The following is a 16,405-nucleotide window of genomic DNA, read 5'->3' as shown; positions in this document are numbered from 1 at the left end:
CAACCGTACAACTGCTCCAGATTGCATGCAATCCGTTGACACTCTCCGCCTGACGCCGTAGCTTCTTCGCCATCGAGAGCCGTGAATTGCATGCAATCTGAGGATGGTGGATGAGTACACCCCTGCCGCTGGACGACGTCCGCGTGGTCGAGCTGGGCCAGTTGCTGGCCGGCCCGTTCTGCGGTCAGCTGCTCGGCGACTTCGGCGCCGAGGTGATCAAGGTGGAGGACCCGAGCCGCGGTGACCCGATGCGGCAGTGGGGCCGGGAGCGCCCGTACGGCAAGTCGCTGTGGTGGCCGGTGGTCGCCCGGAACAAGCTGTCGGTCACCGCGGACCTCCGCACCGAGGACGGCCAGGACCTCGTCCGCCGGCTGATCGCGAGTGCCGACGTCCTGATCGAGAACTTCCGGCCGGGCACGCTGGAGCGCTGGGGGCTGGGACCGGAGCGGCTCTGGGAGCTGAATCCGGGGCTGATCGTCACGCGGGTCAGTGGTTTCGGCCAGACCGGTCCGTACGCCGAACGGGCCGGGTACGGCTCGATCGGCGAGGCGATGGGCGGGATCAGATACGTCACCGGCGACCCGGATCGCGCGCCGTCGCGGGCCGGGATCTCGCTGGGCGACTCACTGGCCGCGACGTTCGCGTGTCTCGGCACACTGGTCGCGTTGCACCAGCGCACCCGGACCGGCCGCGGGCAGCTCGTCGACTCCGCGATCTACGAGGCGGTGCTGGCGATGATGGAGTCGCTGGTGCCGGAGTACCAGGTGGCCGGCTACCAGCGGGAGCGGACCGGTACCACCCTGCCGAACGTTGCCCCGAGCAACGTGTATCCGACCGCCGACGGCGAGATGATCCTGATCGCGGCGAACCAGGACACCGTCTTCCGGCGGCTCGCCGAGGCGATGGGCCGGCCCGAGCTGGCCGACGACGAGCGGTACGCGACGCACGGCGCGCGGGGCAGCTCGATGGCCGAGCTGGACGACCTGATCGCCGCCTGGAGCGGCACCGTGAAGGCGGACGAGCTGCTCGACCGCCTGAACCGGCACGGCGTTCCGGCCGGCCGGATCTACCGCGCCAAGGACATGCTGACCGACCCGCACTTCAAGGCCCGGGAGGCGATCGTCCGGTTGCTGCACCCGGAGCTGGGCGAGTTCGCCATGCACAACGTGGTGCCCAAGCTGTCCGACACGCCGGGCCGGGTCCGGCACGTCGGTCCGGCCCTGGGCGAGCACAACGACCTGATCTACCGCGACCTGCTGGGCCTCGGCGACGGCGAGCTGGACTCGCTGCGCGCGGCCGGTGTGATCTGAGGAGGAACCCATGACGTATCGGCTCGGCGTGGACGTCGGTGGCACGTTCACCGACATCCTGCTGATCGACGAGGACACCGGCGCGACCTTCCGGGCCAAGACCTCGTCCACTCCCGAGGACCAGTCGATCGGCGTGCTGCGCGGGATCGAGCGGGCGGCCGGCGTCGGCCCGGCCGCGATCGGGGAGGTGTTCCACGGGACGACGGTCGCGACCAACGCGATCCTGGAGGGCAAGGGCGCCCGGGTCGGCCTGGTCACCACCGAGGGCTTCCGCCAGGTGCTGCAGATCGCGCGGTCGTTCGTCCCGGGCGGCCTGGCCGGCTGGATCATCTGGCCCAAACCCGAACCGCTCGCCGCGCTCGAGGACACCGTCGAGGTTCGTGGCCGGATCGGGTCGGACGGCACGGTGGTGACCGAGCTGGACGAGGACGACGTACGTGCGAAGCTCGGCCGGCTCGCGCGGCGGGGTGTCGAGGCGCTGAGCATCAGCTTGATCAACTCCTACGCCAACCCCGACCACGAGGAGCGGGTCGCGGCGCTGGCCGCCGAGATCCTGCCCGGCATCTCGGTGTCCCGCTCGTCCGCGGTTCTGCCCGAGTTGCGTGAGTACAAGCGCACCATCACCACGGTCGCGAACGCCGCCGTCCAGCCACAGGTCGCCCGGTACGTCGCCAACCTCGAGTCGCAGCTGCGTGAGGCCGGGGTCGAGGGCCGGCTGTGCATCCTGCGCAGCGACGGCGGTCTGGTCTCGGCGGAGGTTGCGGCCGACAGCCCGGTGAACCTGCTGCTGTCCGGCCCGGCCGGTGGCGTCACCGGCGCGACCTGGGTCGCCGAGCAGGCCGGTTACCCGGACTTCCTGACCTTCGACATGGGCGGCACCTCGACCGATGTCGCGCTGGTGCAGGGCCTGACCCCGCGGGTCGGCCGCGAGACGACAGTAGGCGATCTGAAGGTCCGGGCCACGTCAGTGGATGTCCGGACGGTCGGCGCCGGCGGCGGGTCGATCGCGCACGTTCCGCCGCTCACCCAGGCGCTGCGCGTGGGCCCTCAGTCCGCGGGTGCCGCACCGGGCCCAGCGGCGTACGCGGCGGGTGGGACGCAGCCGACCGTGACCGATGCGAACGTTGTCCTCGGCTACCTTCCGGCCGACCTGGCCGGCGGCGAGATCACCCTCGATCGCGACGCCGCGCAGGCCGCGGTGAAGCCGATCGCCGATGCCACCGGGCTGACCTCGGTCGAGGCCGCGGCGGCCGGGATCGTGGACATCGTCAACGAGAACATGTTCGGTGCGCTCCGGCTGGTGTCGGTCCAGCAGGGCTTCGACCCGCGGGACTTCGCGCTGGTCGCCTTCGGCGGTGCGGGACCTCTGCACGCGAACGCCCTGGGCAAGCTCACCGGCGCGTGGCCGGTGATCATCCCGCCGTCGCCCGGCGTGCTCTGTGCGTACGGCGACGCCACCACGAACCTCCGTGACGAGGCGGTCCGCACGCTGGTCCGGCGGTTCGGCGAACTGACCGACGACAGTCTGCGCGAGCTGCTCACCGAACTCGCCGCGAAGGCCCGCGCGACACTCACCGATCAAGCCGTCCCCGAGGACGAGCAGGAGGTCGTGTACGCCGTCGATCTCCGCTATCACGGTCAGGGCTTCGAGATCCCGGTCCACGTCGAGATCGGGAACTTCGACGGCGAGGGCGGCGGGCTGGACGCGCTGCGGCAGGCGTTCGACGCCGAGCACCAGCGGCTGTTCTCGTTCGTCCTCGACACCGAGCACGAGTTGGTCACCGCCCGGGCGACCGCGCACGGACCCAAGCCCGAGGTCGCCGCGCCCGAGCTGGCCGCGGGCGATGCCGATCCGGCCCCCGCACTGCGGACCCGGTCCCAGATCTGGGTCGAGGGCGCCGAGGTCAGTGCCGGGATCTACGACCGGGCGCTGCTGCGCGCGGGGAACGTCGTACCCGGTCCGGCGATCGTGACCGAGATGGACTCCACCACCCTGATCCTGCCCGGGCACGCAGCGACGGTGCATCCCAGCGGCAGCCTGCTGATCCGGCCCGTCGACGAGGAGCGCTGACATGGCCCGCCTGATCGAGACCGCCACCGACCCCCTGGCCCGCGTCGATGTGGACGTGGTCACCCTCGACCTGATCGAGAACGCGCTGCGCAACGCCCGGTACGAGATGGACGAGGTGCTGTTCCGGACCGCGCTGTCACCGGGGATCCGGGAGCAGCACGACGAGTTCCCGCTGATCGCCAACCCGGACGGCAAGATGATGGTCGGCCAGTTCGGCCTGTCGATCCCGGACTTCCTGGACAACTTCGCCGGGGACATCGAGGAGGGCGACGTCCTGCTCACCTCCGACCCGTACTCGTGCGGCGCGGCGATCAGCCACGCGAACGACTGGCTGGTGGTGCTGCCGATCTACGTCGACGGCCGGATCGTCGGCTGGTCGGCGATGTTCGGTCACATGTCCGACGTCGGCGGCAAGTCGCCGGCCTCGATGCCGACCGACGCGCGCACCATCTACGAGGAAGGCGTGGTGATCCCGCCGTTCAAGCTCTACAAGAAGGGCGTGCTCGACGAGGACGCGCTGCGGATCATCCTCAACCAGGTCCGCAAGCCGGACTGGAACCGGGCCGACCTGCACGGCATCGTCGCCGCCTGCCGGACCGCGTCGCGCCGGGTCCAGGAGCTGTGCGCCCGGTTCGGTGTCGACACCTACAACTCCGCGCTCGAGCAGTTGCTCGACCGCAACTACCGGGCGATGAAGACGCTGCTCGAGATGGTCTTCACCGACGGCGAGACGATCTCGTTCACCGACTACATCTGCGACGACGGGCTCGGGTACGGGCCGTACGAGTTGAAGCTCAGCCTGACCCGGACCGGCCAGAAGGTGCTGCTCGACTTCACCGGCAGCAGCCCGCAGGCGCAGGGACCGATCAACTACTACCTGAACGAGAACCTGGTCCGGATGTTCTTCGGGATCTACATGATCACCGTGGCCGATCCGCAGATCCTCTGGAACGACGGGTTCTACCCGCTGATCGACGTACGGATCCCCGACGAGTCGTTCTGGAAACCGAAGTTCCCGGCCGCGCTGAACGCGCGCAACCACGGCATCGGCCGGGTCTTCGACCTCTTCGGCGGCCTGCTCGGGCAGACGAACCCGAGCCTGCTGAACGCGGCCGGCTTCTCGTCGTCGCCGCACTTCATGTACTCGGGCACGTACGGCTCGGGTGAGCGCAAGGGGGAGTGGTTCCAGCTGTACTCGATCGGGTTCGGCGGGATCCCGGGCCGGCCGGTCGGCGACGGGCCGGACGGGCATTCGCTCTGGCCGTCGTTCGTGAACATCCCGTGCGAGTACCTGGAGTCCTACTACCCCTTGCGGATCGAGCGGTGGGAGACCGTCGCGGACACCGGGGGAGCGGGGCTACATCGCGGCGGCAACGGTGTCGACGTGGCGTACCGCTTCCTCGAGGCGGGCACGATCGCGATCCACGACGACCGGTGGCTGACGTACCCGTGGGGCGTGAACGGTGGCGAGCCGGGGGCCCGCAGCCGGAAGTGGATCGAGCGTACGGACGGTACGACGGAGATGCTCGGGAGCAAGGTCCACGACGTACCGGTCGGGATCGGCGACCTCCTCCACTTCGTCACGTGGGGAGGCGGCGGCTGGGGCGACCCCCTCGCCCGCGATCCGGAACTGGTCGGGCTCGAAATCCTCCGCGGCCTCATCACCGTCGACGGCGCCCGCCGCTACGGCGTCGTCTCCGACGAGGAGGGCGTGGTCGACCTGGACGGGACGGAGCAGTTGCGCGCCGAACTCCGCACCGGCCGCCCGGATCCACTCCCCACCTTCGACAACGGCCCCGATATCGAGACGATCCTCGCCAACGCCCTGGAGGAGACAGGCCTCCCGGCTCCCCGCCCACCGGTGCCGCGATGAGTCCGGAGGTTGGGTTCGACGGTCGGCTGGAGCCGGGGAGCCGGCCTGCTTTGCTGCTGGTCGACTTGATGCGCGCGTACTTCGATCCCTCGAGCCCGCTCTACCTGCCGTCGAAAGACTGTCTGGAGCCGGCTGCTCGCTTGCTGGGTGCGGCGCGCAGCCACGGCGTACCGGTGATTCACACTCGGGTCGCGTACGGCCCGGGTGGGGTTGACGGTGGGATGTTCGTGCGGAAGGTTCCCGCGTTGCGGCAGTTGTTCGACGGCGGCGGGGTGTTCGGTGAGCTGATGCCGGAGGTGGCGCCGGCCGCGGACGAGCTTGTGCTGGTCAAGCAGTACGCGAGCGCGTTCTTCGGCACCACGCTCGCTTCGACCCTGCAAGCGCAAGGCGTCGACACCCTCGTGATCGCCGGCGTCAGCACGAGCGGCTGCGTCCGTGCGAGCGCGGTCGACGCGATCCAGCACGGCTTCGTGCCGCTCGTGGTCCGGGACGCGGTCGGCGACCGCGGGCCCGGTCCGCACGAGGCGAACCTGTTCGACCTGCAGGCCAAGTACGCCGAGGTGATCGCCGAATCGGTTGCCCTCGGCTACCTCTCGGAGGATCGATGACCACGGTGGAGATCGTCGAGATGGCCCCCCGCGACGGCCTTCAGAACGAGACCGCCGTCCTGACCACCGAGGCCAAGGTCGAGCTGGTCGAACGCGCCGTCCGCGCCGGCACCCGCCGGATCGAGGTCACCAGCTTCGTCAACCCGCGCCGCGTCCCGCAGCTGGCCGACGCCGACGACCTGATGACCGCCCTCCCCAGGTATGACGGCGTGCGGTACGCCGGCCTGGTGATGAACCAGCGTGGTCTCGACCGCGCGCTGGCCGGCGGCGTCGACGAGATCGACGTGGTCGTGGTCGCCACCGACACCTTCTGTCAACGGAACCAGGGAACGACGACCGCGGAGGCCTGCACCATCGCCGCGCAGCTCGTCGCCGAGGCGAGGGCGGCCGGTGTCTTCACCACGATCACGATCGGCGCGTCCTTCGGCTGCCCGTTCGAAGGCGAGGTCCCGATCGACCGGCTCCGCGAGGTGCTCCAGCAGGTCGTTGCCGCAGGCCCCGATGAGCTGGCCCTCGCCGACACGATCGGCGTCGCCGTACCGACCGACATCACCGAGCGGGCGGCGCTGGCCGGCTCGGTGGCCGGCCCGGATCTCCCGCTCCGGCTACACCTGCATGACACCCGCAACACGGCCGCGGCCAACGCGGTGGCCGCGCTCGATGCCGGCATCACGACGCTGGATGCCAGTATTGGCGGTGCCGGTGGCTGCCCGTTCGCGCCGGCGGCCACCGGCAACCTCGCGACCGAGGACGTGCTCTACCTGCTGCAGCGGATGGGCCGGACCACGTCGGTCGATCTGGCCGAGACCATCACCTCGGCCGCCTGGCTGGAGAAGCAGCTCGGAAAGACGCTGCCCAGTTCGCTGCTGCGCGCCGGGCCGTTCCCGTGAGGCCTGGTCAGTCCCGGCCGAGGATGCCCTGCTCGTAGCCCTTGGCCACCGCGGCCGCGCGGTCGGTCACCCCGAGCTTGGTGAACAGGTGACTGAGGTGGGTCTTCACCGTGGCCTCGCTGATGAAGAGCTCGCGGGCGATCTCGCGGTTGGAGGTGCCCTTGGCAACCAACGCGAGGATCTCCCGCTCCCGGGCGGCCAGCGGGCTCGGCGCCGGCGTACGAACGGCGGAGACCAACCGGGAGGCGACGGCGGGGGAGAGCACAGTACGCCCGGCTGCCGCTTCCCGCACTCCGGTGAACAGCTCGTCCTGCGGCGCGTCCTTCAACAGGTAGCCGGTCGCGCCGGCCTCGATCGCCGGCAGGGTGTCGGTGTCGGTGTCCCAGGTGGTGAGGACCAGGACCTTCGCCCGGGTGCCGCGGCGGGTCAGCTCGGTGATGGCCTCGAGCCCGCCGCCTCCGGGCATCCGCAGATCCATCAGGATCACGTCCGGGTCGAGCTCGGCGGCGAGTGCGACCGCCTCCACGCCGTTGGACGCCTCGGCGAGAACCGTGAAGCCCTCCGCGGCCTCGAACATGCCGCGCAGGCCGTTGCGGACCACCGGGTGATCGTCGACGAGGAGGAGCGAGATCTCAGCCATGGAGCACCAACGGTACGCGAGCCGACACCGCCGTCCCGGAGTCCGGCTCGGACTCGACGGTGAGTGATCCGGCGATGCGTTCGGCGCGGGCGCGCATACCGTCCAGGCCGAAGCCGCCGGTGCCCGACCGTTGGGGCAGTGTCATCGGGTCGAAGCCCTTCCCGTCGTCGCGGATGTCCAAGGTGACCTCGTCGTCCAGAAAGCTGAGCGTGACCCCGACGCGCGCGGCGGAGGCGTGTTTCGCCACGTTCGCCAGGGCCTCCTGGGTGATGCGCAGAATGGTTGCCGACACCTCCCCATGCAGGTGCTGCGAGGTCCCGGTGAGCGTGAAGTCGGACCGTACGCCGGTCCGCTCGGCCCACTGGTCGACCGTCTTCTGCAGCGCCTCGGGAAGTCCGTCGTACGACAGGCCCACCGGGGCGAGGTTCTGCACCGAGCGGCGGGCCTCGCCCAGGCTGTGCCGGGCCAGGTCGGTGGCGCGGCTGACGTGCTCCCGGGCGACCGCCGGGTCCGGCGTACTCGCGACGACCTGGAGCTGGGCGATGATGCCGGTCAGTCCCTGCGCGATGGTGTCGTGGATCTCCGCGGCCAGCCGCCGGCGCTCGTCGGCGATCCCCGCCTCGCGCGCCTGGACCAGGAGCTGGGCCTGCAGGGCCGCGTTCTCGTCGTGGGCCTGCTGGAGCTCGGCGATGGTGGCCGCCCGGTCCCGGGACCGCTGTTCCTCCTGCTCGCTGAAGTGGGTGACGAGCGTCAGCAGCACGTTGTTGGCCACCAGCAGGACCGCGAACACGATCCATCGCGTCCAGCCGTCGACCGGTATTCCGCTGGTCTGCGCTCCCGCCACCGGGATGGAACAGGCGAACAAGGCGACGCGCCGGCCGCGCCGGCCGGGGATCAGCTCCTCGGCATCGAAGTAGCCCGCTACGGCGTAGAAGGCGAAGAACGGGTTCACCAGGGTGAGCACGAAGCCGATCGCGTACCGGATGACGTAGTACACGACCGAGAGCCGGCTCGGGCCGCGATCGGTGCGGTCGCCCCACCAGAGCTGGAGGACGAGAGCCGCGACCACCAGTGCTGCGCCGGTGACCTGTTCGGCCGTGGTCGGCATGATCAGCTCGACCGTCGCGGCCGACAGGAGGGTGGCGATGACGAGGAGTCCGTAGGGCTGCCACCGACGGAAGGCCCGCTGCCGCCGATCGATGTCCTCGTCCGCCGTCGTCACCCACCCAGTCTGCATGGTCCTACTCCCAGCGGAACCAGCGACCGGCGGCGGCCGACAGCACGATCGCCCAGGCGGCGAGTACGCCGAGGTGGGACCACGACGGCCAATCGCCGGCGAACGCCTCGTCGAGAGCGCCGGCGGCGGCCCCGAACGGTGTGAGTACGACGATGTGCGCCATCACGTCAGGCATCGCCTTGACCGGCAGCCACAAGCCCGCGCAGAACATGCTCGGGAAGAAGATCCCCGTACCGAGCGCCTGCGCCATCTTCGCCGTCCGGGCCAGCGCGGAGACCAGAGCGCCCAGGGAGAGCGAGGCAGCGGCGGTGAGCAACAGCGCCAGCGCGTAGCCGAAGGCCTGGCGCGGCAACGCCACGCCGAACGCGAGCCGGCCGACCGTCAGGCAGATCAGCACCGAGGCCAGGGCCGCGGCGCCGTTCAGTCCGATCTGCGCCGACAGCAGCGCGGACGGGCGGACGGGAGTCGCCGACATCCGGCGCAGGATGCCGCGCTCGCGGTAGCCGGTGATGACGGGCGGCATCGTCTGCAGGCCGATCATGACCAGGGCGATCAGCACGAGGATCGGCACGTACAGATCGACCAGCCGGACCCCGCCGAGCCCGGCGTCGACCTTCTTGAACGACGGGATGCTGCCCAGGATCACCAGGAGCAGCGGCGGGAAGACCAGCACCCAGAAGAGACTGCCGGGCTCACGCCGGAACAGTCGCGCCTCGGCGCGCAGAACGGCGAAGTAGGGGCTGGTGGACCGCGCGGGTGCGGTCTGTACGGCGGTGCTCATCAGTGCGCTCCGGTGAGGCCGAGGAAGGCGTCGTCGAGGGTGGCGTCGGTGACGCGGAGTTGGTGGGCGGTGATGCGGTGCCTGGCGAGGAGCGAGAGCACCGCGGTGACGGTGTCGTCGGTGCCGGCGAGGGTGATCCGGCCGTCCTTGTGTTCGACGGACGCGAGCGCCGGCAGTGCGGCCAGCTCCTCGTCGTCGAGCGGCGCCGACGGGGTGAACGAGATGACGGTGGATCCCGCCGTACGGCTGATCAGTCCGCGGGGTGTGTCGAGCGCGGTGATGCGGCCCTGGTCGATCAGGGCGATCCGGTCGCACAGCCGCTGCGCCTCTTCCATGAAGTGCGTGACCAGGAGGACCGTGACGCCGCGGGCGCGGACGTCCTCGACGACCTCCCAGGTGTCGCGGCGGGCGCGCGGGTCGAGTCCGGTGGTCAGCTCGTCGAGGACGACGACCCGGGGGTTGCCGACCAGCGCGAGCGCGATGAACAGGCGCTGCTTCTGGCCGCCGCTCAGCACCCCGAAGCGGGTGTTCAGCTGGGCGACGAGGCCGAGGCGTTCGGCCAGCGGCTTCCAGTCGGCCGGGTTCGGGTAGAGGGCGGCGTACAACTCGAGGGCCTCGCGGACCGTGAGCTTGGCCTGCAGCTCGCTCTCCTGGAGCTGGGCGCCGAGGACCTGGGTGACTGCCGCGTGGTCGGCGATCGGGTCGAGGCCCGCGACCCGGACCCGGCCCCCGTCGGGGACCCGCAGGCCCTCGACACACTCGACCGTGGTGGTCTTCCCGGCGCCGTTCGGGCCGAGGATCCCGAAGATCTCGCCCTCCTCGACGGTGAAGGACACACCGTCGACGACGGTCCGGCTGCCGTAGGACTTGCGCAGATTACTGACTTCGACGACAGCCCCGCGGGCCGTCGATGAGGTGCTCGTCGTGGTCATGCCTCGAGCTTCGCGGAGGAGCCATCCGGCTCACATCGCCCATCAAGCTCGACCCGCCATCAGCCATTCGGTTGATGCCGGCAGTACGACGTCCGCGCGAATCAGACCGTCGGCGGGGTGAAGGCCGGCCGGTAGGCGGGCAGCGCGTCCGCCAGTGTGGGGTAGTGGTCGAGCGGGCGGTCGGACCCGGTGGTCCGGATCAGATCGGCCAGCCATTGCCCGGCTCCGGAGGCGCGCAACCAGCCGCCGTGCTGGACGGCCAGGTCATGGGCATCGGCGAGCACGAGCAGGCCGGCCGCCTCCATCGCCGTGACCCGCCGCAGATCGACCACGAGCTTCGAGAGCTTCGTGGTGATCACATGCTGCAGCTCGGTGGCGAATGTGGGTACGGCGGCGACGTCGACCGCACCGGCGACGCGGACGACCGCGCAGTCGCCGACCGCGCTCCAGTTGCAGACGAACGGTTTGCTCACGTCCGACGGGGGACGGGCGGATCCGACCACACGTGGTGCCGGCACCCTGCTGTGCGCGGCACGCCTCACTGATTTCATGCCCGTCCGGTACCCAGCAGCATTCGCCCGCCTACTTCGCGTAGAGGGCTTCGACGTCGGACTCGTGGTTCTTCATCACGATGTGGCGGCGCAGCGAGAGCTTCAGCGACAGCTCGCCGGACTCCTGGGTCCAGTCGATCGGGAGGATCGAGAACTTCTTGATCTCCTCGGCCTTCGACACCGAGCCGTTGGCCTCGTCGACGGCCTTCTGGATCTCGGCGATCAGGTCCGCGTCGGCGGTCAGCGACGCGACGTCGGTGGGCTTCCCGCGCTCGGTGGCCCAGGGCACGATGTTCTCCGGGTCGATCGTGATCAGCGCCGCGATGAACGGCTTGCCGTCGCCGACGACCATGCACTGGCTGACCAGCGGGTGCAGGCGGATCTGGTCCTCGAGCACGGTCGGCGCGACGTTCTTGCCGCCGGCGGTGACCAGGATCTCCTTCTTCCGCCCGGTGATCTTGATGAACCCGTCGACGTCGAACTCACCCAGGTCGCCGGTGTGGAACCAGCCGTCGGAGTCGATCGCGGCCGCGGTGGCCTCGTCGTTCTTCCAGTAGCCCTGCATCACCTGGCCGCCCTTGAAGAGCAGCTCGCCGTCGTCGGCGACGGCGACCGACACTCCGGGCAGCGGCCGGCCGACGGTCCCGACGCGGATGTCGCCGGGCAGGTTCACCGCCACCGCGGCAGTGGTCTCGGTCAGGCCGTAGCCCTCCAGCACCGGTACGCCGATGCCGCGGAAGAAGTGCCCGAGCCGGTCGCCGAGCGGTGCGCCGCCGGAGACGGCGTACTGAACCTTGCCGCCGAGGACGTTGCGGAGCTTGCCGTAGACCAGCCGGTCGAACAGCGCGTGCTTGGCCTTCAGCCCGAACGACGCGCCACCCTTGTCCTGTGCCTGCGAGTAGGCGATCGCGGTGTCCGCGGCGGCGTCGAAGATCTTGCCCTTGCCGTCGGAGTGCGCCTTCTGGCTGGCCGAGTTGAACACCTTCTCGAACACCCGCGGCACGCTCAGGATGAAGGTCGGCTTGAACTCGCCGAGGTCGGCGACCAGGTTCTTCACGTCGGCGCTGTGGCCGACCTTGACCATCTTCATCACGCAGCCGACCTGGATGATCCGCGCGAACACGTGCGCCAGCGGCAGGAAGAGCAGCGTGCTCGCCCCGTTGGTGTCGAAGAGGTCGTCGAGGATCTTCACGGCCGGGTCCAGTTCGGCGATGAAGTTGGAGTGGCTGATCCGGCAGCCCTTCGGGCGTCCCGTCGTCCCCGAGGTGTAGATCAGCGTAGCCAGGTCGTCCGGGCCGACCGCCGTACGGCGCTTGTCGAACTCGGCGTCGGTGACCTCCTGCCCGAGCACGGTCAGCTGCTCGACCGCGCCGGCCTCGATCTGCCAGACCTCCTGCAGTGACGGCGCTTCCGGCCGGGCGGACTCGACCACGGCGCCGTGAGCGGCGTTCTCGACGATCGCGACGACCGCCTCGGAGTCGGTCAGGATCCACTGGACCTGCGAGGGCGACGACGTTTCGTAGATCGGAACGGTGACCGAACCGATGCTCCAGATCGCGTAGTCGATCAGGGTCCACTCGTACCGGGTCGCGCTGAGCAGGGCGACCCGCTCGCCGGGCTTCACGCCGGCCGCGATCAGGCCCTTCGCGACGGCGGTGACCTGCCGGGCGAACTCGGCCGCGGACACGTCGAGCCAGCCGCCCTCGGCCCGCCGGCTGAACACCGCGGTGTCAGGATGGGAGGACGCGTTCGCCCACACGGGGTCGCTCAGGCTCCCGGTGGGTGGCTCGGTCACAGCAGGAACGGTGTACTCACGCATCCGCGTCTCCTCAGTCGGTCACGAATTGTCGACTTCCGGCGCACGCTACAGTCACCTACCCAGAAGTAGCCAGGTTCATGTGACCCAAGGAACAGGTGCCTTCAGCAATGCCCACGCTCGACATCAGTTGCGACGACTTGGTCGTTGCTGATCCAGCCTACGTCGCCGCGCGCCTCGGTTCGGACACCCTCTGGCGCGAGTGGTGGCCGGATCTGACCCTGACCCCGGCCGAGCGGCGCGGCCTGGAGGGCGTGCGCTGGGCCGTCACCGGTAGCGCGATCGGTACGGCGGAGTGGTGGCTGGAGGCGGTCCGCGACGGCGTCGTCGTGCACTGGTACCTGCGGGTCGACCCGGCGAAACCCGTCCGCGGCCGGGCCCTGGCCCGACTCAAGGAGCGGTACGTCGCGTCGTACCGGGAGCACCTGTGGCGGTTCAAGGACGAAGCCGAAGCGGGCCGCGCGGCGGGCGAACGCCGTCCCGGGGCCGATCCCGCGATAGTCTCCGGGGAGGACGCTGGCGCAGCGCCCGGCAGTCCGCGTACGACGAGTCCCACAGCTAAGAGGTGAATAGATGGCGGAACAGACCACCTCGACCATCGTGGTGAACGCGAGCCCCAAAGAGATCATGGCGGTGATCGCGGACTTCGCGGCGTACCCGGAATGGGCCGACTCGATGCGGGAGACCGAGGTGCTGTCCACCGACGAGGCGGGCCGGCCGAAGCAGGTCCGGTTCAAGGTCGACGCGGGCGCGATCTCGGACGAGTACACGCTGGACTACGTCTGGTCCCGCAACGAGGTGACCTGGACGCTGGTGCGGGCCAAGATGGTGAAGGGGATGGACGGCGCCTATGTGTTGCGCGACCTGGGCGCGGAGGGGACCGAGGTGACGTACCGGCTGGCCGTCGACGTGGCGATCCCGATGATCGGGATGCTCAAGCGCAAGGCGGAGAAGGTCATCATCGACACGGCCCTCAAGGGGCTCAAGAAGCGCGTCGAGTCCTGATCCAGAGTGACTCGGGTTCTGCTGTACACGGGTAAGGGCGGCGTCGGCAAGACGACCTCCGCCGCGGGCACCGCCACGCTCGCCGCGCTGCGCGGGCTGCGCACGCTGGTGTTGTCGACCGACGCCGCGCACTCGCTGTCGGACGCGTTCGACTCCGAGGTCGGGCCGGAGCCGACCGAGATCGACGACCTGCTGTTCGTCCAGCAGATCGACGCGCAGCGCAAGTTCGAGCGGTCCTGGGGTGACATCCAGTCGTACCTGCGGTCGGTGCTGCACATGGTCGGGGTGGACCCGATCGAGGCCGAGGAGCTGACCGTGCTGCCGGGCGCGGAGGAGGTGCTCGCGCTGCTCGAGGTGCGCGACCACGTCCGGTCCGGGCGCTGGGACGTGATCGTGGTGGACTGCGCGCCGACCGCGGAGACGCTGCGGCTGCTCGCGTTGCCCGAGGCCCTGAACTGGTACATGGGCCGGATCTTCAACGCCGAGCGCAAGGTGATGCGGACCTTCCGGCCGTTCCTGAGCCGCGGGTCCGGCATCCCGATGCCCGACGACACCGTCTTCGACGCGCTGAGGCGGCTGCAGAGCGACCTCTCCGACATCCGCACGCTGCTGGCCGGCCCGGACGCCTCGGTGCGGCTGGTGCTGACGCCGGAGGCCGTCGTCGTCGCCGAGGCGCGGCGGTCGCTCACGCGCCTGTCGCTGTACGGCTACCGCGTGGACGGCGTGGTCGCGAACCGGGTGTTCCCGGCCGCCGGCGCGGACTCGTGGCGACGGCAGTGGGTCGCCGCACAGCGAGGGATTCTCGAAGAGGTGGCCGACTCGTTCCGGCCGCTGCCGATCTGGGAGTCGCCGTACCGGGTCTGTGAGCCGGTCGGCGTCGAGGAGCTGGCCGCCTTCGCGGTCGAGATGTACGGCGGGGACGACCCGTTCGCCCGCGCCACGGCCGAGACCTCGTTGTGGGTGGACCGGCACATCGACACCGACGGTCGGACCTACACGCTGACGATGCCGTTGCCGCTGGCATCCGCGAGTGAGCTGGAGCTGGCGCGGCACGGTGACGAGCTGATCATCACGGTCGGGTCCTACCGGCGCGTGCTGCCGTTGCCGGCGGCGCTGGCGCGCGGTGTGGTCGCGGGCGCGCGGCTGGACGACGGTCGGCTGCAGGTGCGGTTCGCTCCGCGGGAGGCCGCGCGACCGGTGACCTCCGAGCTGCCGAGCGGCAGTGGGCCGCTGGAGTCCGCGCAGGAGCTGGCCCAGGAGCTCACCGCCGAGTACCACGCGAAGCAGCTAGCCCACGGCGCCGCGATCGGAGAGGGCCGTTGAGCAAGGAGCCGATCGGGTCCGTGGCGGAGGAGGCGGCGAAGCTGTTCGCCGTACTGCAGCAGGCCGCAACCGACCCCAGTGGTACGACGCATGCGGAGCAGCCGCCGGAGGCCCATGAGCACAAGCTCGGGCCGGACTGTGTGTGGTGCCCGGTCTGCCAGCTGATCAACAAGGTCCGGACCACCAGTCCGGAGACGATCGAGCAGCTGTCGACGGCCGCGGCTCATGTGCTCGGCTCGGTGAGATCTCTGCTCGAGGCCGCCGCTGACGCGGCCCGGCAGACGCGGGAGGACGCAGAGTCGCGTTCCCAGGAGACAGCGCAAGAGGAGCCGGTGCGGTCCCGGGTGGACCGGATCGACGTGAGTGAGGACCCCGAACCATGGGACTGACGATCGGCATCGATGTCGGCGGAACGAAGATCGCGGCGGGCCTGGTCGGCCCGGACGGAACGATCGGCGCCCGCGCGGTGCGCGACACCCCGGCGAACTCGGTGGACGACACCGCCGCGGCGATCTGTGACGCGGCGGCCGAGCTGATCGCCGGGCACGACGTGGAGGCGGTCGGGATCGGCGCCGCCGGGTTCGTCTCGTCGGACCGGTCGACCGTGCTGTTCGCGCCGAACCTCGCCTGGCGCGACGAGCCGCTCGGCGCCCGGGTCTCGAAGGTGCTGAAGATCCCCGTGGTCGTGGAGAACGACGCGAACGCGGCCGCCTGGGGCGAGTTCGCCTTCGGCGCCGCGAAGGACGTCGAGGACATGGTCTGCATCACGGTCGGCACCGGCATCGGCGGCGGGGTCGTGAACGACGGCGAGTTGCTGCGCGGTGCGAATGGTGTCGCGGCCGAGCTCGGCCACATGCGCGTCGTACCCGGTGGGCATCAGTGTGGGTGCGGGGCGCGCGGGTGCTGGGAGCAGTACGCGTCGGGGCGGGCGCTGGTGCGCGAAGGGCGCGCGCGGGCCGAGTCCGGCTCGCTGCTCGCCGCGCAGATGCTGAGCGTCTGCGGGATCACCGACCCGGCCGAGCTGACCGGGCCGATGATCACCCAGGCGGCCGCGGCCGGCGACCCGTGCGCGGTCGAGCTGCTGGAGGACCTCGGGCACTGGCTGGGCGAAGGCCTGGCGAGTATCGCGACCCTGTTCGACCCGACCATCATCGTCATCGGCGGCGGGGTGAGCGCGGCGAAGGACCTGCTGATGAAGTCGGCCCAGGTCGCCTTCGAGCGGAATCTGCCGGCCAAGGCCAACCGCCCGCACCCGGCGTTCGGGGTGGCCGAGCTGGGCAACGACGCCGGCCTGATCGGTGCCGCCGACCTGGCCCGCCGCCCGGCCGCGGCCCCGGAGAAAACCCGGTGATCCCGGGGACGCGGGAT

At 70.4% G+C, this 16,405-nt stretch carries 16 protein-coding genes; 10 read left to right on the top strand and 6 right to left on the bottom strand.

Translation table 11 applies throughout. The features are described from left to right. Window positions 1–110 precede the first annotated feature (110 nt). From ACZ6O0_RS19930 to ACZ6O0_RS19910, 5 genes are read left to right on the top strand one after another with little or no spacing between them, the layout of a single operon-like run. Complete coding sequence (locus ACZ6O0_RS19930) at window positions 111–1,310, top strand: CaiB/BaiF CoA transferase family protein (protein ID WP_465766400.1); 1,200 nt, start codon at window positions 111–113, stop codon at window positions 1,308–1,310. Window positions 1,311–1,320: 10 nt separating this feature from the next. Then, window positions 1,321–3,381, top strand: a complete 2,061-nt coding sequence (locus ACZ6O0_RS19925) for a hydantoinase/oxoprolinase family protein (protein ID WP_465766399.1) — start codon at window positions 1,321–1,323, stop codon at window positions 3,379–3,381. Between the two features lies 1 nt (window position 3,382). Then, on the top strand, window positions 3,383–5,254 hold the full coding sequence (locus ACZ6O0_RS19920) for a hydantoinase B/oxoprolinase family protein (protein ID WP_465766398.1): 1,872 nt from the start codon (window positions 3,383–3,385) through the stop codon (window positions 5,252–5,254). Next, on the top strand, window positions 5,251–5,862 hold the full coding sequence (locus ACZ6O0_RS19915; protein WP_465766397.1) for an isochorismatase family protein: 612 nt from the start codon (window positions 5,251–5,253) through the stop codon (window positions 5,860–5,862). The genes ACZ6O0_RS19920 and ACZ6O0_RS19915 overlap by 4 nt, the downstream gene beginning before the upstream one ends. Continuing rightward, on the top strand, window positions 5,859–6,752 hold the full coding sequence (locus tag ACZ6O0_RS19910; protein WP_465766396.1) for a hydroxymethylglutaryl-CoA lyase: 894 nt from the start codon (window positions 5,859–5,861) through the stop codon (window positions 6,750–6,752). The genes ACZ6O0_RS19915 and ACZ6O0_RS19910 overlap by 4 nt, the downstream gene beginning before the upstream one ends. 7 nt (window positions 6,753–6,759) lie before the next feature. On the opposite strand, the gene ACZ6O0_RS19905 is transcribed toward ACZ6O0_RS19910, so the two are convergent. The 6 genes from ACZ6O0_RS19905 to ACZ6O0_RS19880 all read right to left on the bottom strand — a co-directional run bounded on the left by ACZ6O0_RS19905 (window position 6,760) and on the right by ACZ6O0_RS19880 (window position 12,712). Then, on the bottom strand, window positions 6,760–7,392 hold the full coding sequence (locus ACZ6O0_RS19905; protein ID WP_465766395.1) for a response regulator: 633 nt from the start codon (window positions 7,390–7,392) through the stop codon (window positions 6,760–6,762). Beyond that, window positions 7,385–8,629, bottom strand: coding sequence for a sensor histidine kinase (locus ACZ6O0_RS19900; RefSeq protein ID WP_465766394.1), 1,245 nt, complete (start codon window positions 8,627–8,629; stop codon window positions 7,385–7,387). The genes ACZ6O0_RS19905 and ACZ6O0_RS19900 overlap by 8 nt, the downstream gene beginning before the upstream one ends. Before the next feature lie 4 nt (window positions 8,630–8,633). Next, the gene (locus tag ACZ6O0_RS19895; protein WP_465766393.1) at window positions 8,634–9,410 is read right to left on the bottom strand and encodes an ABC transporter permease; all 777 of its coding nucleotides are present in this window, start codon (window positions 9,408–9,410) and stop codon (window positions 8,634–8,636) included. Then, complete coding sequence (locus ACZ6O0_RS19890) at window positions 9,410–10,342, bottom strand: ABC transporter ATP-binding protein (protein WP_465766392.1); 933 nt, start codon at window positions 10,340–10,342, stop codon at window positions 9,410–9,412. Before ACZ6O0_RS19890 ends, ACZ6O0_RS19895 begins: the two co-directional genes overlap by 1 nt. 101 nt (window positions 10,343–10,443) lie before the next feature. Next, entirely contained in the window at window positions 10,444–10,815 is a 372-nt protein-coding gene (locus ACZ6O0_RS19885; protein ID WP_465766391.1) for an STAS domain-containing protein, read from the bottom strand. 109 nt (window positions 10,816–10,924) lie between these two features. Continuing rightward, window positions 10,925–12,712: an AMP-dependent synthetase/ligase gene (locus tag ACZ6O0_RS19880; RefSeq protein WP_465766390.1), complete on the bottom strand. Its 1,788-nt coding sequence runs from the start codon at window positions 12,710–12,712 to the stop codon at window positions 10,925–10,927. Window positions 12,713–12,819: 107 nt separating this feature from the next. Here ACZ6O0_RS19880 and ACZ6O0_RS19875 point away from each other — a divergent pair, with 107 nt between their 5' ends. Genes ACZ6O0_RS19875 through ACZ6O0_RS19855 form a run of 5 tightly spaced genes read left to right on the top strand, consistent with a single transcriptional unit; the run spans window position 12,820 to window position 16,388 of the window. Beyond that, window positions 12,820–13,278 (top strand): hypothetical protein, encoded by a 459-nt coding sequence (locus ACZ6O0_RS19875; protein ID WP_465766389.1) that lies wholly within the window; start codon window positions 12,820–12,822, stop codon window positions 13,276–13,278. A 4-nt stretch (window positions 13,279–13,282) separates the two neighbouring features. Next, a complete protein-coding gene (locus ACZ6O0_RS19870) occupies window positions 13,283–13,714 on the top strand; it encodes an SRPBCC family protein (RefSeq protein ID WP_465766388.1) in 432 nt (143 codons plus the stop codon). A 6-nt stretch (window positions 13,715–13,720) separates the two neighbouring features. Then, window positions 13,721–15,037 (top strand): ArsA family ATPase, encoded by a 1,317-nt coding sequence (locus ACZ6O0_RS19865; protein WP_465766387.1) that lies wholly within the window; start codon window positions 13,721–13,723, stop codon window positions 15,035–15,037. Then, a complete protein-coding gene (locus ACZ6O0_RS19860) occupies window positions 15,034–15,426 on the top strand; it encodes a hypothetical protein (protein WP_465766386.1) in 393 nt (130 codons plus the stop codon). The genes ACZ6O0_RS19865 and ACZ6O0_RS19860 overlap by 4 nt, the downstream gene beginning before the upstream one ends. Continuing rightward, the gene (locus ACZ6O0_RS19855; RefSeq protein WP_465766385.1) at window positions 15,417–16,388 is read left to right on the top strand and encodes an ROK family glucokinase; all 972 of its coding nucleotides are present in this window, start codon (window positions 15,417–15,419) and stop codon (window positions 16,386–16,388) included. The genes ACZ6O0_RS19860 and ACZ6O0_RS19855 overlap by 10 nt, the downstream gene beginning before the upstream one ends. The last annotated feature ends 17 nt before the right edge of the window (window positions 16,389–16,405 follow it).

It is taken from the genome of Kribbella sp. NPDC048837, from assembly GCF_055586945.1.
This window is presented reverse-complemented; position numbering and strand designations above follow the sequence as displayed.